The 21,152-nt window shown below is 70.3% G+C and carries 18 protein-coding genes and 1 pseudogene; 4 read left to right on the forward strand and 15 right to left on the reverse strand.

The window, feature by feature from the left end:
• Positions 1 to 262: 262 nt before the first annotated feature.
• The 3 genes from ACH4TV_RS31435 to ACH4TV_RS31445 all read right to left on the reverse strand — a co-directional run bounded on the left by ACH4TV_RS31435 (position 263) and on the right by ACH4TV_RS31445 (position 3,225).
• A complete protein-coding gene (locus tag ACH4TV_RS31435) occupies positions 263 to 1,300 on the reverse strand; it encodes an SPFH domain-containing protein (RefSeq protein WP_398404571.1) in 1,038 nt (345 codons plus the stop codon).
• 4 nt (positions 1,301 to 1,304) lie between these two features.
• Positions 1,305 to 1,736, reverse strand: a complete 432-nt coding sequence (locus ACH4TV_RS31440) for an NfeD family protein (RefSeq protein WP_398404072.1) — start codon at positions 1,734 to 1,736, stop codon at positions 1,305 to 1,307.
• 433 nt (positions 1,737 to 2,169) lie between these two features.
• Positions 2,170 to 3,225: a PucR family transcriptional regulator gene (locus ACH4TV_RS31445; RefSeq protein WP_398404074.1), complete on the reverse strand. Its 1,056-nt coding sequence runs from the start codon at positions 3,223 to 3,225 to the stop codon at positions 2,170 to 2,172.
• Positions 3,226 to 3,615: 390 nt separating this feature from the next.
• On the opposite strand from ACH4TV_RS31445, the gene ACH4TV_RS31450 reads away from it, so the two are divergent.
• Positions 3,616 to 4,848: a cation:proton antiporter gene (locus tag ACH4TV_RS31450; protein WP_398404076.1), complete on the forward strand. Its 1,233-nt coding sequence runs from the start codon at positions 3,616 to 3,618 to the stop codon at positions 4,846 to 4,848.
• A gap of 224 nt (positions 4,849 to 5,072) precedes the next feature.
• Here the strand turns inward: ACH4TV_RS31450 and ACH4TV_RS31455 are convergent, their stop codons facing one another.
• Both ACH4TV_RS31455 and ACH4TV_RS31460 read right to left on the reverse strand, forming a co-directional pair.
• The gene (locus ACH4TV_RS31455; protein WP_398404078.1) at positions 5,073 to 6,890 is read right to left on the reverse strand and encodes a copper resistance CopC/CopD family protein; all 1,818 of its coding nucleotides are present in this window, start codon (positions 6,888 to 6,890) and stop codon (positions 5,073 to 5,075) included.
• 116 nt (positions 6,891 to 7,006) lie between these two features.
• Positions 7,007 to 7,444, reverse strand: a complete 438-nt coding sequence (locus tag ACH4TV_RS31460; RefSeq protein WP_398404080.1) for a hypothetical protein — start codon at positions 7,442 to 7,444, stop codon at positions 7,007 to 7,009.
• 1,589 nt (positions 7,445 to 9,033) lie between these two features.
• On the opposite strand from ACH4TV_RS31460, the gene ACH4TV_RS31465 reads away from it, so the two are divergent.
• Complete coding sequence (locus ACH4TV_RS31465) at positions 9,034 to 9,780, forward strand: DUF4142 domain-containing protein (RefSeq protein WP_398404082.1); 747 nt, start codon at positions 9,034 to 9,036, stop codon at positions 9,778 to 9,780.
• A gap of 26 nt (positions 9,781 to 9,806) precedes the next feature.
• On the opposite strand, the gene ACH4TV_RS31470 is transcribed toward ACH4TV_RS31465, so the two are convergent.
• The 10 genes and pseudogenes from ACH4TV_RS31470 to ACH4TV_RS31515 form a co-directional block, all read right to left on the reverse strand.
• On the reverse strand, positions 9,807 to 10,478 hold the full coding sequence (locus tag ACH4TV_RS31470) for a hypothetical protein (RefSeq protein WP_398404084.1): 672 nt from the start codon (positions 10,476 to 10,478) through the stop codon (positions 9,807 to 9,809).
• A 269-nt stretch (positions 10,479 to 10,747) separates the two neighbouring features.
• Positions 10,748 to 11,284: a MarR family winged helix-turn-helix transcriptional regulator gene (locus tag ACH4TV_RS31475; protein WP_398404086.1), complete on the reverse strand. Its 537-nt coding sequence runs from the start codon at positions 11,282 to 11,284 to the stop codon at positions 10,748 to 10,750.
• 52 nt (positions 11,285 to 11,336) lie between these two features.
• Positions 11,337 to 12,425 (reverse strand): PP2C family protein-serine/threonine phosphatase, encoded by a 1,089-nt coding sequence (locus ACH4TV_RS31480; protein WP_398404087.1) that lies wholly within the window; start codon positions 12,423 to 12,425, stop codon positions 11,337 to 11,339.
• A gap of 630 nt (positions 12,426 to 13,055) precedes the next feature.
• Positions 13,056 to 14,261, reverse strand: a complete 1,206-nt coding sequence (locus ACH4TV_RS31485) for a lactonase family protein (RefSeq protein ID WP_398404089.1) — start codon at positions 14,259 to 14,261, stop codon at positions 13,056 to 13,058.
• Positions 14,262 to 14,949: 688 nt separating this feature from the next.
• Positions 14,950 to 15,522 carry a DM13 domain-containing protein gene (locus ACH4TV_RS31490; protein ID WP_398404091.1) on the reverse strand — a complete coding sequence of 191 codons (573 nt, stop codon included), beginning with the start codon at positions 15,520 to 15,522 and terminating at the stop codon, positions 14,950 to 14,952.
• Between the two features lie 244 nt (positions 15,523 to 15,766).
• Positions 15,767 to 16,930 carry a hypothetical protein gene (locus ACH4TV_RS31495; protein ID WP_398404093.1) on the reverse strand — a complete coding sequence of 388 codons (1,164 nt, stop codon included), beginning with the start codon at positions 16,928 to 16,930 and terminating at the stop codon, positions 15,767 to 15,769.
• Between the two features lie 263 nt (positions 16,931 to 17,193).
• Entirely contained in the window at positions 17,194 to 17,397 is a 204-nt protein-coding gene (locus tag ACH4TV_RS31500) for a hypothetical protein (RefSeq protein ID WP_398404095.1), read from the reverse strand.
• A gap of 468 nt (positions 17,398 to 17,865) precedes the next feature.
• The gene (locus tag ACH4TV_RS31505; protein WP_398404097.1) at positions 17,866 to 18,162 is read right to left on the reverse strand and encodes a hypothetical protein; all 297 of its coding nucleotides are present in this window, start codon (positions 18,160 to 18,162) and stop codon (positions 17,866 to 17,868) included.
• Between the two features lie 114 nt (positions 18,163 to 18,276).
• Complete coding sequence (locus tag ACH4TV_RS31510; RefSeq protein ID WP_398404099.1) at positions 18,277 to 18,543, reverse strand: hypothetical protein; 267 nt, start codon at positions 18,541 to 18,543, stop codon at positions 18,277 to 18,279.
• A pseudogene (locus tag ACH4TV_RS31515) lies at positions 18,543 to 18,857 on the reverse strand (Na+/H+ antiporter NhaA); the annotation flags it as partial. The pseudogene ACH4TV_RS31515 and the gene ACH4TV_RS31510, both read right to left, overlap by 1 nt.
• A 459-nt stretch (positions 18,858 to 19,316) precedes the next feature.
• Between ACH4TV_RS31515 and ACH4TV_RS31520 the strand changes: the two are divergent.
• Both ACH4TV_RS31520 and ACH4TV_RS31525 read left to right on the forward strand, forming a co-directional pair.
• Positions 19,317 to 19,802, forward strand: a complete 486-nt coding sequence (locus ACH4TV_RS31520) for a cation:proton antiporter regulatory subunit (RefSeq protein ID WP_398404101.1) — start codon at positions 19,317 to 19,319, stop codon at positions 19,800 to 19,802.
• Positions 19,803 to 19,808: 6 nt separating this feature from the next.
• Complete coding sequence (locus ACH4TV_RS31525; protein ID WP_398404103.1) at positions 19,809 to 21,062, forward strand: cation:proton antiporter; 1,254 nt, start codon at positions 19,809 to 19,811, stop codon at positions 21,060 to 21,062.
• Positions 21,063 to 21,152: the final 90 nt, after the last annotated feature.

The raw sequence follows: 21,152 nt of genomic DNA on the forward strand, positions 1-21,152 counted from the left end.
CTGGCAGACGCGTCAGCCGAATCCGCATCGCCCCCAGATGTGCTCGGCGAGAAGCCAGAACCGCACAGCCGATCGCAGCGGCGCCTTCATAACCTCTTGGCACGGAGCAGCAGGCAACGCGAAAGCGCCACCATCTCGGCCCAGCGTTACTCGGGCGCCTGACAGTAGCCCATTCGGCCATCTCCGCATGGGTGCACTCAAGTGCACACAAGCAGCGATCGTCAGAGGGCCGGACACTCGAAGGTTTCCACGCCGCCCGCCGTCAGCGAGGCTGGTGGGACGGGAGGACATCAGGGGTGACGCTCTCGGCCTTGGCTGCTTCGGCGAGGGCCTGGGCAGCGGCTTCGGCAGCCTGGGCCTTGTCGTTGTCGGCCTGGGCCACCATGTCGTCCGAGGGCTTCTCGCGGGTGGCCGGCGACTGGGGCAGTTCCTCGGTGAAGGCGCGGGACACGCCCTGGAGCGCGGAGGTGATCTCGCTGGGGATCACCCAGAAGTTGTTGCCCGAGCCTTGCGCGAGCTGGGGCAGCGTCTGAAGGTACTGGTAGGCGAGCAGCTTGGGGTCGGGGTCGTTGCGATGTACGGCCTGGAACACCTCGTCGATGGCCCTGGACTGGCCCTCGGCCTGGAGGATCGCGGCGGTACGGTTGCCCTCCGCGCGCAGGACGGCGGCCTGTTTGTCGCCTTCGGCGGTGAGGATCTGCGACTGGCGCTGCCCCTCGGCCCCGAGGATCGCGGCCCGTTTGTCCCGCTCGGCTCGCATCTGCTTCTGCATCGCGTCCTTGATGGACTGCGGCGGGTCGATGGCCTTGATCTCCACCCGGTTTACCCTGAGACCCCACTTTCCGGTGGCCTCGTCCAGCACGCCACGGAGCTGGCTGTTGATGGTGTCCCGTGAGGTGAGCGTCTTCTCCAGGTCCATGGATCCCACCACGTTGCGCAAGGTGGTGACGGTGAGCTGTTCGACCGCCTGAAGGAAATTCGCGATCTCGTAGAAAGCCGCCCGCGGGTCGGTCACCTGGAAGTAGAGCACGGTGTCGATCTCGACGACCAGATTGTCCTCGGTGATGACCGGTTGCGGTTTGAAGGAAACAACCTGTTCCCGCAGATCGATCACCGGATGAACGCGGTCGATGAAAGGGATGACGAGACTGAGGCCGGGATCCAGGGTCCGGTGGTAGCGGCCGAGCCGCTCGACATTGCGAGCGCGCGCCTGGGGCACGATACGGACCGCGCGCACCACGGCGAAAACCGCGATCAGCGCGACGATCAGGCCGGCAATGAGGAACGCTGAGGTTTCCATGGTTTCAGTCCCGGGGGTAGACGATCGCGGTGGCGCCACTGATCTCCATGACGTCGACGGTCTTTCCAGGTGGAATCACCAGCGTCTCGTCATAGGCGCGGGCCGTCCACTCCTCACCGTCGATACGGACCCTGCCGCCCAGGCCCGTCACCTCCGAGACGACATAAGCAGCCTTGCCGACCAGCGCGTCCACACCGAATCGCTGCACTTGGGGCCGGAACACGTGGCGCATCGCGACGGGGCGCACGAACAGCACGGTGACTGTGGCAACGAAGGTGAACACCAAGAACTGCAAGGGCAGCGGCAGCCCAACCGCGGCGGAACCCGCCGTGACCAACGCGGCCGCACCCAGCAATCCGAGCGCGGCGGTAAGAGTGAAGATCTCCGCCACAGCCAATACAGCTGCGACGATCAACCAGATCAGCCATGGATCCATTGCGTGCCTCTTCTGACCGGTACGGGCGCGAAGGGCCTGACTCCCACCATTGGACCCCGATAGGGGGCATCCGCGATACCCCTGGAAAAGAATCCCTGCCGAACGGCCGGAGGTGCGCTGCGCGAAAGCCGCTTCACGCCTTTACAGCAACTTTACCCATGGGGAGAATATCGGCGTGGCGGCCGAAGGCGTATATCCGGCCGACCGGGCGAGACCTGCCCGTCTCCGAGATCGAGCGGTTCGTCGCGTGGCTGTCCTCCTTCAGGCGGTTCCCTCGGCCTCATCGCGGCCGTGGGTGGTGCGCTGGTAGATGTCGGGATGCCGTCGGCGTCCTCGGCCCCGGTCTCGGCTGGGACCGCTGGGCCCTGTGGCTCCCGTGATTCCGCGGGTCGCAGAAGGCAGGCGGTCGGCCGACGGCGTCGCGGTACACGGGTCAGAAGGGCTTCGCCGGCCAGTCCAGCAGCCGGGCCCCGATCACCGCGGTCTGCAACGTGTAGCGGTGTACCGGGTCGGAGGGGTCGGCGCCGGTGAGCTTGTGAATGCGTTCCAGACGGTAGGTGAAGGCACGCACGCTCAGCGACAACCGCCGCGCCGCCTCCGCGGACACGCAGCCGGAGTCGAAGTACGCGGTGAGGGTGTCCAGGAGCGGCTGCGCGCCACCGCGGGATCCGCGCAGCGAGCCGAGGGCGCTTTCGACCAGGTCGGCCATGGCCTGCCGGTCGCGGGTGAGGACGGGGTAGACGAGGAGGTCGGCGGCGCGCAGCACGGGTTCGTCGATCTCCAGCCGGTCAGCCAGGTCGAGGGCGTTGAGTGCCTCCTCGTAGGACTGGACGACGCCGGCCGCGCCGGGCTGCGTGCGACCGATCCCCACCTGTCCGCCACCAGTGGCGGCGAAAGCCTGTTTGGCGAAGTACGCGAGAACCTCGCTCTGGTCACCCGGAGCGATGCAGACCAGCCGTCCGTCCTTGGTGGTGAGCAGGATGCTGCGGTCGCCGAACCTCCCGATCACCGCCTGCTCGACCTCCCGGAGAACCGCGTCACCCTCCTCGTACGCGACCGGTCCGCGCGCCACGGCGACCGCGTGCTCGTACGACAGCCGCAGCCCGTATCGTTCCGCGCGCTGGGCCAGTCGGCCCAGGTCGCTGCGGCCGTACAGCAGGTCGTCGATGAACTCCCGGCGGGCCGCCTCCTCCTGGCGTACGGCAATTCGCTGCGCCTGCTCGTAGCCCTCGGCGAACGCATCGACGGCCTGGGCCGCGGCGGCCAGCACGTCGTCCACGGACGCGCCATTCCCGGTCGGCCAGTGGGCCCGGGTGGCTGCCATGTGGGTGCCCACCAGGGTTCGCAGCCCGAGGCCGGCCTCCGCGGCCTGCTTACCCAGTGCACGGCGGGAATCGAGTTCGTCCCGGATCAGCCGGCGGCCGGTCGCCGAGGCATCCGCGAGGATGCGGGCGTACCCCCGCAGGTACTCCTCGTACTCATCGGACATGTGCGGCCCCGCCATGCTGTTCCCCCCTGGAGTGGATGTGCCTTGGCACTTTTTAGCGCACGCCTGGAAGAACTGACCCCACATCACCGAGATCGTTGCCTGCCTCCGGCAGTTTCGGGTGTGATGACAGGCGGTCATCAGCACCGGTCTGGCGATCCCTTCACAGCCCTCCTGGCCGCCCGGAGACGTGGAGAACGGTACGCCGAAACCTGGTGAGGCACGTCGTAAGGCGGTCCACCATGCCGGAGTCCGGCAATGTACGGGGCCCCAGAGTGCGCTCCGGGATCCTGTCAATGTCGCGTAAAGAACGTGTACGGTTCCCAGCGGTGTGCCGGGAAGCCTGGTCGGCGGTTTGGGGACAACTCTCTTCGCAGATCGGGGATTCGGGTCATGGTGCTTGTTGTGGTCTTCGGGGTGGCACTGCTGATCGCGGTGCTGCTGTCAGGGCTTGCCGCCCGGACCGTTCTGTCGACGTCGTTGCTCTTCCTCGTCGGTGGCGCGCTCGTCAGTGACGGATTCCTCGGGCTGATCCACATCACCCCGGACAGCGCGATCGTGTCCGTGACAGCCGATCTGGCGCTGTTCGCGGTGCTGTTCACCGACGGCATGCACGTCTCGTTCCCCAAGCTGCGGGAGAACTGGCGCAACCCGGCCCGCGCGCTCGGCCTCGGCATGCCGCTCGCGTTCGTAGGCATGGCGCTCATCACGCACTACCTGGTGGGCCTGGACTGGACGACATCGTTCCTCGTCGGCGCCGTACTGGCTCCCACGGACCCGGTGTTCGCCTCCGCGATCGTCGGACGCAAGGAAGTCCCGGCGAAGCTGCGGCAGTTGCTGAACGTCGAGAGCGGCATCAACGACGGACTCGCCCTCCCGGTCGTGCTCATCCTGATCGCCGCGGCCGGACCGACCTCCGGGCACGCAGAGGCGTCACTGGGGAAGATCGCACTGGAGCTGGTCCTCGGCCTGGTATTCGGTGTCGCCCTGCCGTTCGTGGTGGTCGAGCTCGTACGGTTCCGGCTGCTGGGCGCCGAGCCCAAGCTGCAGCCGCTGCTGCCGCTCGCGATCGGCGTGATCCTCTACGCGGCCTGCCACCTCACGCACGCCAACCCCTACCTCGCCGCGTTCTCCGCAGGCGCCGTGCTCACCGCGCGCTCCCTGGAAGCGAAGGAGGCGTTCGAACCGCTCGGCGAGGCACTGTCCGAGCTGGCCAAGTTCGCGGCCCTGCTGGTGTTCGGCGCACTGCTCACCCCGCAGCTCTTCGGGGACCTGTCGGTGGGCGGCTACGTCGCCGTCGTGCTCGCCATCGTCCTGATCCGTCCGGCCTCGCTGCTGCTGTCGCTGGTCGGCACCCGGTTCACCCGGCAGGAGAAGCTGGTCGCGGCCTGGTTCGGGCCGAAGGGCTTCGCCTCGGTGGTGTACGGGCTGCTGGTGCTGCAGGCCGGGATCCCGCAAGGCGAGGAGGCGTTCACGCTCATCGCCGTGTGCATCGCCTTCTCGATCATCGCCCACAGCTCCACCGATGTACCGATCGCCCGTATGTTCCGCGTCGAGGACCTCGCTGGAATCCCGGCCGGGCGCGACGGCACCGACGCACGGGAGACGGCTCCTCGTCAAGCGTGAGTGCCTGCCGACGCTGAACTGATCCTCGACCGGGGCGAGTACGGCCCGAACTCTCAGACGACACCCCGCCTGCTTCAGGCATCAGGCATCAGCTCCTTGTCCGGCAGGCTTCCCGCTCGTGACGGACGTATGGACGAGAACGTGCACGCACGTGCCGGTCGACGGCCGACGATCGGCGGCTCGGCGGCCGCCTTCGCTCCGGGGCTGTGGTCCCTGCCCGGATCTCACGGGGTGATCTTCACAGGCTTGGACACGGTGACCTGGTCGATGTCGGAGACGCGCACGGTGGCCCGCATCGTCCAGGTCCCGGCGAGCGGGAGGTTGAGGTTGTCGCTGCCCCAGTAGCCGCGCTGGTCGACCAGTTCGGCGTCGAGCGGGCCGACGCGCTGCGCGGACTGGGTGAAGGTGAGGCGCAGTTCGGGGATGGCGATCAGGCTTCCGTCGGCACCGAAGACCACGGCCTCCACCACGTTGCGGCCGACCCGGCCCGGCTCCAGGGTGACCTGTACCTTGCCGCTCCCGGCGGGGGCACCCGTGTCGAAAGGGACCACCGCGAGGGTGACGTTCGGCCGCCCGGCGGCCGTGGAGGCCGCCGCGGACTCGATGGCGGCCCGCCCCGGCCGGCTGCCCGTCAGCACGGTCGTGACCGCGAGTACGACGACGCCGATCACCACCTCGGCCAGCACGGACCTGCGCAGGCCGCGCCGCTGGGCCTCAGGGCCGGGCTCGGCCGCGCCGGATCCAGCGGCAGGCCCGGTCGTCCGGTCGGGCGGAGAGTTCTGGTCGCCACCGCCCACGGCGACCAGCGCCGGCTTCACCTCGGGCACCCTCAGCAGCCACCTTGTCCAGTTCCGCGAGTACGACGCCGCCACCAGCATGAGCGCGACGGCCGCGACCTTCAGGGCGAGCGTCCTGCCGTATGGGGTGGTGAACGCCTCCCAGGAACCGAGTCCGCGCCAGGACTGGTAGACGCCGGTGGCTGCCAGCACGGCCACGGACGCGACCGCGAGCCGGGAGAAACGGGCCACCGCGGCCGCCGGGAGCGGGTCGTCGGCCGGTGCCCGGAACAGCGCCACCAGCAGCGCGGTCAGCCCGCCGAGCCACACGGACATGGCGAGCAGGTGCAACACGGCGGAGACCATCGCCGCAGGCACCTGGATCCCCGCGGACGCGTGCTCGGCCGCCGCCCAGGTCCCGGCAAGGCCGACGCAGAGGGCGACGCCCACCGCCACCGTGCCCCGGCCGGCCTTCCCCTCGGACCGGCCTCGCCTGAGGAGCAGGGCCACCAGCAGGAGCAGGGCCAGGCGGACCAGCAGTGCGCTGCCCGGCCGACTGTCCACCGCGCTCCGCAGCAGTCTCGGGTCGAACACCCCGGCCGGTCCGTCCCCGCTCGCGTACGGCCCCCGTACGAGCAGCAGCGCGATCGTCGACAGCACCAGCGCCCACCACGCGGCCGCAAGCGGCCTGCGCACCGCGTGTACGGCCGTGGCTCCGGGCCGGCAGACGACGATGAACACGGCGCTGCCGATCAGCAGGGCCAGGCCGCCATAGGCGACGTAGCGGCCGATGCCGTACAGCGTGTTGACGGCCGGATCCACGGCCGGCTCGGCAGCGGCCTCGGCCCGGGTCTGCGAGGGCGTTCCGATGGAGAAGGTGAACGCACCGGAGACGGCGTGGCTGTCCTCTGACAGCACTCGCCAGGAGACGGTGTACGTGCCCTCCTTCAGGTCACCGGTCAGCGGCACGCGCGCGATGTCCGCCTTGCCGTCCGCGTGCTCGGGGTCGCCCGCGGTGACCGGGCGGCTGTCCGGATCGAGGACGCGCACCGAGTCCTCGGCCAGGGCAACGGACTCGGTGAAGGAGACCGTCACCCACTTCGGCGCCGTCTTCAGCACCATGCCCGCGCTCGGGTCGCTGCCGGTCAGCACCGCGTGTGCGGAGGCCGGCGTCGCGCCGCCGAGCAGGACACCGGCCAGCACGGCGGCCACCACCAGCAGCGCCCTGCCCACGCGCCCACCCTGCTTCGCCTGTCGTCGTTCCACGTCTTGTCTCCGGGTCGGCTCTTGAATCTCGGAGGCGTTCGGACACGTGCGGACGCATCCGACGCCGTGCTGCCGTCGGGGCCGTACTCCGGCCGCGCGGACAGCACACGGACGGGTCAGATACCGGAGGTGGCCCGGCGTCCGGCCGGCCACCACACACCTCCGCCCAGCACGAGCTGCTCGGCATCCGGCAGCCGGCGGACCCTGATCTTGTATGCAGCGTCGGTTCCGGTCTTGAGGGCGGGGCCCGCGACAGTGCGGCCGTCGGCGGCGGTCGTCGGCTTCCACCCGTTGGGCGCGTCGGCGGGCGTGACATCGTCGTGGGCGATGCCGTCGGACAGGACGACGCGTACGTGGGTGAAGCCGGACCTGGCGGACTCGGCCTCGGAGACGAACGTGTCGGTGACGTCCTCCTCAGCGAGGGTCTGCGGGGTGTCGTCCTCGACCTCCGTGGGGGCGGAGGCGGGATCGACCAGAGTCAGGACGTCCGTCAGCGCGGCGGCGTCGGCCGCGGTGACACGGCCCGACGCGCGGGCAGCGTGGTGCTCGGACACAGGGGTGCTCCTTACCGGGGAGACCGAACAGCCGTATGGGCCGCCCGGTCAGGGCGCGAGTCGGGACGCGACGGTGTCCCGGTGGTCCCCTGCGCACCATCGGGTGTCCCCGGAGACGTGCCCGTGCCGACACGGGAGGCGCCGAACGCGCGGTGGCCGGTACGGCGGGCAACGGGCGGACCTGCCCACGGCGCCGCAGCAAGCGGACCCAGGCGGCGACCACGATGCCGCGCACGGCGCGAGCGATGTCCAGGGCGGCTGACACGGCGGCGTCGGCCCGGTGCAGCAGCCAGGCCACCGCCGGCGCGGCCAGAACGTGGACGGCGGTCATCACGGCAGCGCCTTGATGCCAGGCGTGCCCGTTGCCCCCGGGCATGGACACCTGACCGCCCACGCCATGAGCGGCGTGGCCGACCTGGCCGATCCCAGCGGGGTCCGGACAGCCGGCGATCTCCAGCGCCAGATGCAACGTGCCCTGCGCGGCGAGGGTGCATCCCAGAGCGGAAGGGAGCGAGAAAGGCCGACGGACGACGGGCCGGATCACGACGAACTGTGCTCCCGCCACCAGCATCACGAACCGCCAGGGCACCGCTCCGTCGGCGACGGCGTGATGCCCCAGGGCGGCGAGCATCGCGCCAGTCAGGGCGAGAATCCCTGCCCTGACCCACGCTGCGGCGCGACTCGCCTCGATCCGAACGAGGCGGTCGCCGAGGGCCGTCGCCATCCCATCCTGAATGATCGCCCCTCCCTCCGCCCCGGCAGGCCACTGCCGGCAACACGCCACACCACATGTCAACGGGCATCGGCGGCTTGCCACATAGCCGTACCACCACGCTCTCAAGGGGGTACGGAAGCGCCATCGGCCTCGTTCATCACATCCGAAAGTTTTGCATCATGCAAAACAATTCGGACATCCGCCAGGGCACACCTCCCTCACTCCCTCGCATTTTGCATCACGCAAACATGCGGAAGGGGAGCGAGGAGTGCCATCCGTGCGGCGGAGGACGGGCAGCTCAGGACAGCGGCCGCGATGTGCGCTTCGCGCCGGCACAGGCATACGCGCCGCATCCTGCGCGTCGATGGTCGTCGCGACGGCCTTCGACGCCGGGCCGGCGCAGATTCCGCAGCCTCCCACTGATGCAACCAGACCTTCACACGCTTCTCCCCCGCCACGCGGACTACGCGATACCCATTAACCAGAGCCCGGTTCGGGCCATGCTGGGCGGCCTGCCGTAAGGGCAGTTGACGAACCGGCTCACGCGGCGGCGCGCGGACACGGAGCTCCCAAGCAATACCGGCCGTCGCGCAGTGCGGCGGGCGGATCAGCCCCAAGGCTGCGACCCTCAAGACCGCTGCCTCTGCCCTGGCCATCGGTTCCGTCGGACGCGAGAGACCTGACTGACATCCACCCCTCGCCTCTTTGGATCCACGTGTTCGCGCGAGAGGGGCGCTCACCCGCCGCCGGCCCCAAGCACTCAAGCTGTGACGCACGTCACGTCGCACACTGCAAGATTTACCTACTGCAATGAAGATTCCCCTCTGCGCGCCCGTACTCCTTGTCACACAGCTCGCCCACGTCAGGAGTCTCCATGCCCGCCTCACTCAACAAGTTGGGAAGCGTCTTCGTGTTCGGGGCGCTGGGTCTGACCCTTACGGCCCTCGCCTATCCCGCCATGCTCGGCATTGAGAACGCGACGACAAACACGTCCCGGATCATCGCCAACACCCAGTACGGGCCACTGACCGAGGCCGACCGTGACTTCGTGGTCAAGGTCCGCGCGGCCGGACTCTGGGAGTACCCCCTGGGAGAGATGGCGATGGAGCGGGGCACCACCGCGGAGATGAAGGAGGCCGGCAAGCACCTGATCGTCGGCCATGCCGGGCTGGACCGGATGTGCCTCAAGATCGCCCCCGAGCTGAACATCACCCTGCCGAACCTGGCGAGCCCTCAGCAGCAGCAGTTCGTGGCGACGGTGGACTCCAAGAGCGGCCAGGAGTTCGACTCCACCGCGGTCGCCATCATGCGGGTCACCCACGGTCAGATCTTCCCGACGATCGCCAAGATCCGGGCCAGCACCCAGAACAGCCTGGTCCGCCAGCTCGCCGACCTGGCCAACGACACCGTCCTGGACCACATCACCGTGCTGGAGAACACCGGCCTGGTCAACATCGACCAGGTCAACTTCCAGCAGACCACCCCGCCCAAGCTCCCCAAGGCCGAGCTGACCCCGCCCGCACCCCAGCCCGGTTCCCCGATCGTCGTCCTCGCTCCGCGCCCCGACTTGGGCGTCAACACCAGCTCCCCGACCCCCACACCCAGCCCGGCCGCCGGATGACCAGCGAGGGGAGGCTGGGCGCGCTGTCACGGTCCCGCCGGGGCGGTCGGCCGGCCAGGGCGGCCGGATGCGGCAGGGGAGAGCCGGTAGGAGCGTACGACCGCGACCACGCACACGGCGACAAGCGTGCCGGCCCAGCCGCCCAGGTCACGCAGGGGCTCTGACGCTCCGGCCCCCACACCACGCGGCGGCACGCGCGCCTTCGCGTCGTACACGACGGGGAGCGCATCGCCGGGCCGTGTGGCCCGCCCGCACCCCCGCCAGATACGGACCTTCAGCGGTACGCCGTCACGGTCGGCCACCGAGCAGAGATAGCGGACGTGGCCGGAGCCGGTTGCCGGTCCGCCCTCGACCGATGTCACCACCACGGGCTCCACTCGCGCCCGCTCCGCCAGCACCAGACCCACGGCCGCCTGGGGCGCCTGCAGCGCGAGGCAGGACCCGAGCAGGGCGACGACGGCGATCAGTGCCCGCCCGGCCCGCCTCACGCGAAGGTAGAGGGCCAGCGCGACGGCACAGACCAGGCCGCCCTCACCGTCCGCCAGCCCGGAAATCCCGTACCAGGCACCGACGATCGTCACCCCGACGATCGCCCCCGCCGCCACGCACCCGGCGACAAGTCCCTCTGCGGCCAGCCACCGCGGCGGGAGGCCGACAAACTCGGCCGGCCCCCACACCATGCTCCGCAGATGCGTCATCAAGTGCGCCTCCGGCACGGGCGAAGGCCGACGTCTTCGGCTCATACGGGTGTCCCCTCCCAGCGTCCTTCCGGTCCGGCCGTGGCCCCGCATCCTGGCGTGACAGGCGGGCGGGCGGCCCACACTGTTCTCGGCGGCCGGACGAGTCCGCGCGGCCCCCGTTGCCGGGATCAGGCAGCCGGACCACACCCGCCCACTTCCCTTGCATTATGCAAAACGCACCCGAGGCGGAGAAGAGCGGGCCCGAATCCGGCGGCTGCCCGGGCGGGTCAGGCGTCGCGGGCCACAGGCACGTCGACGGCCCAGCCCAGTGGGTGCGGTTCCGCGTGGTCCAGCGCCGCTGCGAGGGGCTCTCCCCCTGCCTCGTTGAAGGCGGCGAGGGCCTCCATGAGTGCCAGCCGCTGCGTGGGGGTGAGCCGTTCGACGATCGTGGCGATCTCGGCGCGGCGCCGGGCGGTGACGTCCGCGACCGTGCGGTGTCCCTCGTCCGTGAGCTGCAGCAGGGTCTCGCGGCGATTGTCGGGATTGGACTGCCGGTCGGCGAGCCCGGCCGCGATCAGCCGGTCGACCATGCGCATCGCGGTGGACGGCGCCACCTGGAGCAGGTCGGCGAGCATGACGAGCTTGGTGGCGCCGCGTGTGGACAGCACCACCAGCATCCGGAACTGCGGCAGCGTCACCCGCTCCTCGACCTCGGCAAGGGAGCGGGCGGAGACCGCCACCAGCAGGCGGGATGCGGTCAGCACCGCACGGGTCACCACGTCAACATCGTCCATCGCCCCGGCAGGGGTCTCGCGCTCCGGCATAGGTCCTTTCTACCGTCCCGAAGTCGCCGCTCACTCACGCATGGGGACTCACTCACGCAAGGGGAACAGATTTTCCTTTCTCATGACCGTGATACCGGAGCAGGAGCATCGCGGCGTCGTCGTGGGGCGGACCGCCGGCGTGCTGGGCAAGGTCCGCGCGCAGGGCCTCCAGGGCGCGGTGCGCGTCGGGGTCCTTGAGCAGGTGCGCGCGCTCGCCGAGGGGGTAGAAGCGGCCGTGGTCGTCGCGGGCCTCGGTGACACCGTCGGTGTACAGCAGCAGCTGCTCGCCCGGGGCGAAGTCCACCTGATAGGGCTTCGGCCCCTCCCCCGCGTGTGCGCCCAGGCCGAGCGGGAGGGCGTGGATGAGCGGCTGTGGGAAGTCGACGGCTCCGTTCTGGCGTACGACCATCGGGGCCGGATGGCCGTAGTTGAGGACGACGGCCTCGTGGCGTGCGCCGATCTCGGCGAGGATCGCGGTGACGAATTTCTCGCCCTCCAGCTCCCGGGCCACGCTCCGTTCCAGGCGCTCGCCGAGGCCCACCAGGTCCGGCTCGTCGTGCGCCGCCTCCCGGAAGGCGCCGAGGACGACGGCCGCCGTCTCCACCGCGGCCAAGCCCTTGCCCTGGACATCGCCCACGATCACCCGGATGCCGTGCGGCGAGGCCACGATCTCGTACAGGTCACCGCCGATGCGCGCTTCCGCGACCGCCGAGGTGTAGGACACCGCCGCCTGCAGCGGCCCGGCGGTCAACGGCACCGGCCGCAGCAGTACCCGCTGGGCGACTTCCGCGATCGACCGCACACTGGCCAACTCCCCCTCGCGGCGCGAGCGCATCACGGCCGCCGCGATGCCCACACCGGTCACGCCCGCCACCGCCGCCATGGCGGTGAACCCGCGACGCTCCTCGAACAGCCCGTCGTACAGGCCGAGCCCCACGCACAGCACCAGCGCCACCAGCCCGAACACCGCCGTACGACGCCACCCCCCGACCAACCCGGAGAACGCGGGCCCGAGTGACACCAGCGGGAGAAAGCCCACCCCCGGCCCGGCCACGATGTCCATAACCGCGACCACCGCCATCACCACCGCCGGCATCCAGGCCAGCACCGTCCCGCTCGACGGCGGCTTCTTGTCGGTCATACTCACTCCAGCGGTGTCGCGGCGTTCGAGAGCCGCCCCCAATCTCCGCAGGCACCCCTTCCCCACTTTTAGACTATGCAAAGGTAACTCGCGCGAGACGGCTCTCAACCCCGGTTCTTTGCCCAATCGAGGCCGAGAGCCGACATTCCCGGCCTGCGTAAAGCAACTAGGACAAACAGAAACACCACACCTCGCAGTCTCCGACTCCCCACCGGGCGGCGGCACCTGATCGTGCAACTGCTGCCGATCCTGCTCTTGCACGCGGGGCTGGGGTCCTTCTTCGGGAAACGGCTGCTCCTGCTGATTCGGGCCGAAGGCCGACTGGTACGTGAGCCTGCGCGAGCAGCCGAAGACGCTCCTCCGGTTCGTCAACCGTCCGCGCGCCGTCACCGCCCGCTTCCTCACACCCGACAGAGGCTCCTGGGGCATGGCCGACGACGCCCGGCGGCACCCCCGGACGGCCGCCGCCTGTGCGCGCACACGGGACTTCCCGTGGATGGCGGTGAGGCGGGATGAGCCAGTTCCTTCGTCCGCCTCGACGCCGCCGTCGGGCACTGTCAGCGCGGACGCTCCCACGCATGACGCCCCGGACGAGGACGTCCGGGGCGTCGGGCCGCGGTGGCCGCTTTCTTACACCGCGACGATGCCCTCCATGCCGGACTCGGCGAAGGCGGGCAGTCCTGTGGCGGTGGTGACCTTGGTGAGCGAGCCGTTCCTGCCGACGCGGAAGCCGTCCACCGTGCCGGAGACGGCGTTCTGCACGTACAGGAACTTCTCGTCCCTGGTCACCGCCAGGTCGATCACGCCCTGGGACATGGCCGAGGGCGGGGTGGCGATGCCGACGTCGTTGGTGAGCGCGAGCCTGCCGTGCCGGTCGGTGCGGTAGCCGGTGACGGTGGAGTTGCCGGTGTTGCCGCCGTAGAAGAAGTCGCCGGCGCGTTCCAGCCAGCACAGCGTGTTCTGGCCGTTGGCCAGGGGCTGCTGGACGACCTTGAGGGTTCCGTCGGCGCGCACCTTGTACGTGCTGACCGTCGACTTCTCGGCCTCGGCCACCAGCATCCGGCCGCCCTTGTCGAAGGTGATCGCGAACGGCACGCCGCCCGCCGAGTCATTGACCACCGGCCGGTGGGACGGGCGTCCGTCGCGCCGTATGGGGAAGACCTCGACGGTGTTGGCCGACTTGGTGGTGACGACGAGCGCGCGGCCGTCCGGCGTGAACGCGACCTGGCCGGGCGAGCTGCTGAACAGCGGCACCTTCTCGTTGGCCAGCCCCAGCGAGCGATGTGAACCGCTCAACGGCACCAGGCCCTTCGCGGTGATCCGGAATCCCCGGACGCTGCCTTTCCCGCCCGCGTTCATGACGTACGCCAGCGTGCCGGAGACGGTGACCGACGCAGGGAAGTCCCCGCCGGAGGAGACCACTTGGCGGCTCGTCAGCTTCCGCCCCTGGACCCGGAACGAGGTCACGGTGCCGCTGCCCGCGTTGACCGCCAGCAGTAACCCCGACCGGTCGTCGTAGACCAGGGAGCCCTGGGACGCGAGCGAGTCCGTGGGCGCGTCGACCTGGTCTCCTCCTTTGCCGCCGGTCGCGTAGCGGCCCGCGGCACTCAGCGCGCCGTCGTCACCGCGCTCGAAGACGTGAATGGTGTTGCCGGCGAGTTCGTTGCCCTGTACGAAGACCGCGTGATCTGCCTTGGCCGTGCGCCCGGGCCGCTGGGGTTCCCCGGCGGAGGCGAAGTTCACCGTGGTGACGGCCGCCGCCGCGGCGAGGATCCCGGCTCCGGCGACGGTCAGCCGGACCTGTAGCGATGACCTGCGCCTGGTGTGCCTGCTCATGCGTTGCTCCTCGGACCTTCGCCGCCACCACGGAACGGCGGCGCGCAGCACCAGAGTTGCCTGCGGGACGAGTGGGCCACGAGGGGTTTCACCACCACGTCAGGTTCTCGTAAGGTCTGCGCCTCCCCCGACACGATGACTTCCCGGAAAGCGGCCGGAATGACTGGCGATCGCGTTTTGCTCTATGCAATGATCGAGCGGGGGAGCCGACCCGACGGCCGATTGCCGTTCGGCGCCCAGGAGTGATACCTGCAAAGTTTCGCGGCACGGACGGCATACCGGCCGTCGGCGGGCTCCCCCTCCTGCAGCTCTGCGCGCCCGGCCATTTCGAAGCTTCGCCGCGGACGGGCTGGACAGGGGGTACGGATTTTTGAGCGTGGACGGCTCGCACTCGGCGTTACAAGCCCGAACACACCGACGGCGCCCCAACGATCGCAGGGCCATTCGGCACTCCCGGGGACGAGGGCCGCCTACCCCAAGCCTGAGGCCCGAGGGGAAGAGGGAACCGCGACCGCTCTGAAGGGCACGGCGGCGACGGAACACCCGCGGAGCAGGACGGCACGCCGCCCGGCTCCAAGGAGCTCTGACCGTTCCAGCCGACGCGCCGGAGTCCGGCTCGACTGTCCAGATCCCGCGAGGCCGGCCCGGCCCACGCCTCCTCCGGCTGTGTTGGCGGTCCTCACCGCTGTCAGACGCGCGCGAACTCCGCGGCGCCGAACGAGACGTCGAAACGGTCGCACCAGATGCTCACGCTGCTGTAGCCCGACGGATCAACATCCCTGGGCAGGGCGTAGTTCTGGCTTCCCTTGTTGCCCTTGAGCTTGCCGAGGCTGACGTACTTCCCGTCGTCGAAGACATGCCATCCGGCCTGCCCCTCCTTCACAGGAGCGTCGGTCAGCCAGACACGCAGGTCCGGGCCGTTGCTGGTGTCGAGGTTCTCCAGCCGGAGGATGTGCGAGCCGTCGGCCAGCCGTACGAGCTTCACCGTGCCCGAAGTCGCATGCTCGTGGCTGATCAGCTCACCGCTCGCCAGCGTCTGCGGTCCCGTGGCCGGGGAGGGCGGCGCGGAGGGCTCGTCCGAGGGCACCGCAGCAGGAGGAGCGGAGGTCGCCACCACCTCCGGCAGTGCCTCCTGGACGGTCTCGTCCTGCCACAGCTTCCACGGCTGAAACCAGTACAGCCCGAAGCCGACTCCCCCGACCGCCACCACCAGCACCGCGATGACCAACGGCCTGCTCAGTACCTTCCGCACGCGCCCCATCCTTGCCTCGCCCACTAGGAGTTCACTTGTCGCTCTGCCAGTCAACGGGGTCGGGCGGCCGTCCCGCACCCCGCAGATGATGACGGAATCCTTACGGCAAGAGCCCCTGACCCCGGTCTGGCTCAGCGGTGCTCGGGGTTGTCATGGGCATCCGTCACCGTCGTGCGCGCGCCTCCCGCCTCTATGGCCGAGAGCCCGGAAGCGTGGCCCCGAACCCCGTTCGGTCGAGGACCATGCAGCAGTACTACTGCGCGGCGGGTTCCTGCACGGAAGCCGCTGCATCGGCGGTCCGGGTGCGGGCCACGGCCACCCGCAGCGTCACGGCAGCCGTGACCCCCGACACCAGGCCCCAGACCAGGGCGGCCGGGACACCGCCGCCGAGGTTGGCGGACAGATATATCAGCCCCCAGCGCATGCCCGCCCCGTCCGTCGCCACCCGCAGCACCTGGCTCGCCAGCAGCCCGAGAACGGTCGCGCAGACGGCGCCGATCGCCATCGCCGGGACAGTGACCCGGGTGAGCAGCCCAGGCAACCGCCGCAGCGCCCACCACACCACCGCGAGCAGCAGCACGTCGGCGGCCCGGTACAGCAGCCAGTCACCGAGCGGTGCGCCCGCCGGGCCGGCCCAGGCGCCGAGCAGCAGCCACTGGCGCAGCAGGTCGCCCGGTTCGGCAAGCAGGCCGCCGCCGGTGAAGGCCGTCTGGAGAGCGGCGGCGACCGACTGGTAGGACAGGACCACCAGGGACAGGGCGATCACCGCGATCCCGGCACTGGCGGCCAGACGGGCAGCACGCGCCGGGACGATCTCCTGTGGCAGCGGACCTGCGCCCTTGGCGGTGATGCGCGCCGCGAACACCGTCACCGCCGCCGTGACCAGCGCGGTCACCACCAGGATCTGCCGCCCGGAAGAGATCACGCTCGCCAGCTGGGGCAGGAAGCGGTAACTGCCGTGCCCCTGCGCGGCGATCAGCCACGGCGCCGAGACGGTCACCGCCAGGGTCCCGGCCACCAGCCCCCACGCCCATGTTGCGAGCAGCGCGGCAGGCATCCGGCCGTGCACCGGCGGCAGTCTGCGGACCAGGAGCAGCGCCCCGGGCACGAAGAAGGCGAAGACCGCGGCGAACCGGATCTGCAGCGCGGTCGCGTACAGATCGAGGTAGCGGCTGCCGTCGGTACCGGTCGCCTCCCCGATTCCGCCGGACACCCCAGCGCCGAACCGGACCGAGGCCGGAGGGTCGTACGACCAAGGAGTGAGCCACTGTTGGAGATCGGCCGCAGCCCGGCCGCCGATCGCGTCGGCGGTGCCCGGCAGGTGCAGCGCCTGCGCACTGGCCCCCGCCCACCACAGGAGCGCGGTGAGCAGCACCCCTCCGATCAGTGCCGGTATCGCTGCACGCCCGTATGCCATGTGCTGTCCCCCGGTTCTGGTCGCGCCTCCCGCGCCCCGCTGGTCGGGTGGAGACTACGGGCCGCTGATCACGTACGGATCACGGGTGTTTGCCGCCCTGCCCGGGACGACGGCGCGAGCTCACGTCCAGGACGACCGGTCACCGCCGCGCTCGCCGCCCTCCACGGCATGACGAACGGGCCGGCGCAGAACGAGAGCGCGGGCCGCGGCGCTCTTCATTCCTGATGGTCCTGCGCGGGCTGCCAGGGATGCCCCGCGGGCTGTTACGTCTCCCGCTCCTGCTGGTCACGTGCGTAACCGACCCACAGGAGCTGCGACAACAAGTCGGCGCGGCGCAGCAGCGGTTCGACCACTTCCTGCCTGACATGTACGCGTTGCCCAGCGGTCTGCAGGCTCTCGATGGCGGCCTCGCCGTGCCGGCGAGAACGCGCTGGGAAGCCGTCTGAATCGTCACGACGTGCAGCCATCCCGCGTACCTCCTCGCAGAACGGACCTGTGAATCTCACCCGCCAGCCGCCTCTCGGAGTGGGGCGCGTGGCCTGTGGTTGCCCTCGACTCCTGGGACACCTGGTGCCCGTAAAGGAGACAGCCGATCCTTCCCGACGGTTGCGCTGTCCCGCCGAACGCCACTCGCCACGAGGCAACACGCTCCCTTGGAGACAGTGGTCACGAGTGCGTGGTCGGCGCCTTCTCGTCGGGCGGTGAAGGCCGTGACGGTGCCGGCCGGTGCCGGCTCGTGATCCGATCGGCCCTCCAGCGTCGCCGCAGCCAGTCACCGGCCTCCCCCAGGACGACGAGAAAGGCAGACGAGGCGGTGCACTGCGCGAGTGAGGCGGGCTGGTCAAGTGCCCTGCCCAGGAGCCAGAGAACGAGAGCAATCAGCATCCACCAGACGGTGAGCGAGATAGCGAGGCGCAACAGGCGCGGCCGCCCGGTCACTGGGCGGCGTCCCTGGGTCGGTGCGGAGCGAGCGCTGCGTACGTACAGCCCGCCGCGGCCAGGACAGCTGCGGCGGCCGTAGCCACCAAGATGATCACGGGCGGCGCCTCGGCAAGACGCGGGATCGTGTTGAGAGGGGCGACGGTGTAGAGGCCGAGCAGTGCCCAGCCGCGCGGACGCATAGGGGCGAGCCGGTGCCGCAACCTGTGCGGTATCCGGCCGCTGACCAGGGCCAGCCCGGCCGGCAGCAGGGTGAGAGAGAAGAAAACGAGACCGGTCCAGTGCCAGGTCATAGGTGCAGGGCTCCTGTGGGTGGGTGGGTGTGCGGGCGGGTCGGGTGCGCGGCGACCACCCCAGGACCGGTGGTCGGCGCTGCTGGGACAGAGTCCGTCGTCGGTGCGCGGTCATCAGCCGTTCGTGTCGCGGTGGAACATGTGGGCGGTGAGCGCCCCGATGAGCAGGGCCCAGGCCGCGACAGCGGGGCCGGACTGGTGCCGGCCGAGCAGGACTACGGCCGCGGCGGCGACTGCTCCGGCGGCCATAGCACGGCGGTTGGTGGCGAAGGCCCACTGTGCGCGGGCGCTGCCTGGGTCTCTGAGCTCGCTGACGGCTGTTCTGATTGCCAGAGCGGCGGCCACGATCGCGGGTGCCAGCAGCGAGGCGTCGGCGGCCATCAGCCGGACGTCCCGTCAGACCGGTCCGGCCCGGTCGGCGTTGGAGCGGCCTGCTGGTAGATGCCCGGGATGCCGTCGGCGTCCGCGTCGGTGTTCTCTTCCTCGTGCAGGCGACGGTAGGGCCGGTTGCGGCGGCGCAGGAGCAGCACGGCCAGGAGGGCGGAGACCAGCGAGCCGATGAGGACCGCGGCTTGGACGTGCTCGCCCAGCGCGGTTTGCGGGAAGGCGAGTTCGCCGATGAGCAGGGCAACGGTGAATCCGATCCCTGCCGGCGCGGCGAAGGCGAACACGTCGGCCCGGGCAAGATCCGGGTTCCGGGACTGTGGGGCGTCGGCCATGACAGGCGACCTCCGGGCATCGGGGACGAAGGGCCCATGGCCCCATTCCACGCCGACCAGACTTCCCGGCACACCGCGCGTCACTTGACGCGTTCTTTACACTCTATCCGTTGCTGAGGCCCGTACACCTCGATGCGAAGCGGAGTCAGTCATTCTCGGCCCCATCACCTCGATCCTCAGCACCGTGACAAGGTCTGCGCGATGTCTCGAACCGTCGGCCGACCGCGCGCCGCCGCAGGTGGGCACAGAGACGACAGCGAACGGCGCCACCGCCGGGCACGCTCTCTCCCCGGCCGGGTGACGATCACCGGAAGCAGTGCGCATTTGTCCGGCCACCTAGGATGAAGCCACAGGCCGGACCTGGGCGCTCGTCAAGGGCGACCCCCGCACGCGAGCCACAGGAACAACGCTCACGCCGAGAGAAGGGGGACAGCCATGGGCGCGCCACGCCTGAGCAGTACGCCGTTGCCGGGAATCGGGGTCCGCTACGACCTGACGACGCGGGAGGACCGCCGCCTGTCCGTGGTCGCCCACCGCGACGGGCACCGCACGATCAGCGCCTACCGCAAGGATGATCCGGACGCCTGTGCCCTCTCCGCCCGGCTGACCGCGGAGGAGGCGGCCACCCTCATCGACGCGCTGATGCCCGCCCACCACACGCCCAACCTGCTGTCCACCACCGACCTGGGCCTCGTCGCCGAACGCATCGAGCTGTCGGCCACATCGCACTGGAACGGGCGCCTGCTGGGCGAGACCCGGATGCGTACGGAGACCGGCGTCTCCATCGTCGCCGTACTGCGCCGGGCGGATGCGATCCCCTCCCCCACGCCCGATTTCCGGCTCGCCGGCGGTGACACCCTCATCCTCATCGGCACCCGCGAGGGCGTGGAGGCGGCCGCCGCGATACTCGGGCGGGAGTGACCCGCCGTGCACTCCTCCGCCGTCTTCCTGATCGAGTTCGGTTGCATCATCCTCGTACTCGGGCTGCTCGGCCGATTCGCCGGACGCTTCCACTTCTCCCCGATACCGCTGTATCTACTGGCCGGCCTCGCCTTCGGCAACGGCGGGCTGCTGCCGCTGGGCACCAGTGAGGACTTCGTCGCCATCGGCGCCGAGATCGGCGTCATCCTGCTCCTGCTCATGCTGGGCCTTGAGTACACCGCCAGCGATCTGGTCTCCAACCTCAAGACCCACTACCCCGCCGGACTCGTCGACGCCGCCCTCAACGCCCTGCCAGGCGCGGCCATGGCACTGCTGCTGGGCTGGGGCCCGGTCGCCGCCGTCGTACTGGCTGGCGTCACCTGGGTGTCCTCCTCCGGTGTCATCGCCAAGGTTCTCGGCGACCTGGGCCGCCTCGGCAACCGTGAGACCCCGACCATCCTGAGCATCCTCGTTCTCGAAGACCTCTCCATGGCGGTCTACCTGCCCATCGTCACCGCCCTGCTGGCCGGGGCCGGACTCGCGGCAGGCAGTGTCACCCTCGCCGTCGCACTCGGCGCGGCCGTCCTGGTGCTGGCCCTCGCAGTCCGCTACGGCCGCCACATCTCCCGCTTCGTCTCCAGCGACGACCCCGAAAAGCTGTTGCTGGTCGTGCTGGGACTGACCCTGGTGATCGCCGGGCTCGCCCAGCAGTTGCAGGTCTCCGCCGCCGTCGGCGCCTTCCTGGTCGGCATCGCCCTGTCCGGCGAGGCCGCCGACGGCGCCCACAGCCTCCTCGCCCCGCTACGTGACCTGTTCGCGGCGGTGTTCTTCGTCTTCTTCGGCCTGCACACCGACCCCGCCAGCATCCCGCCGGTTCTGGTGCCCGCTCTCGCCCTGGCCGTCGTCACCACCGCCACGAAGATCGCCACCGGCTACTGGGCCGCCAAGCGGGCCGGCATCGGAGCCAAGGGGCGCTGGCGGGCCGGCGGGACCCTGGTCGCCCGCGGCGAGTTCTCCATCGTGATCGCCGGTCTCGCCGTCACAGCCGGTATCGAGCCCTCCCTCGGCCCGCTGGCTACCGCCTACGTCCTGATCCTCGTCGTCCTCGGCCCCCTCACCGCCCGCTACACCGAGCCTCTGGCCACCCGCCTGCTCGGACAGCGTCACCGGCGGTCCACCCCGCCGTCCCAGGAAAGGCCGCCCACGCCGCCCGACACGTACCGGACCATCGACGACCAGGACACCGTCGGCCACGCCTGACTGATCGCGCGAGGGCCCGGCTTCGACGACGAGAGGTGAGGCTGCGGCGCCGCCACCGGCCGCCGCCCCGGGCCAATGGCCGAGCCGACG

The organism is Streptomyces sp. NPDC020898, assembly GCF_044333925.1.
GTDB lineage: Bacteria > Actinomycetota > Actinomycetes > Streptomycetales > Streptomycetaceae > Streptomyces.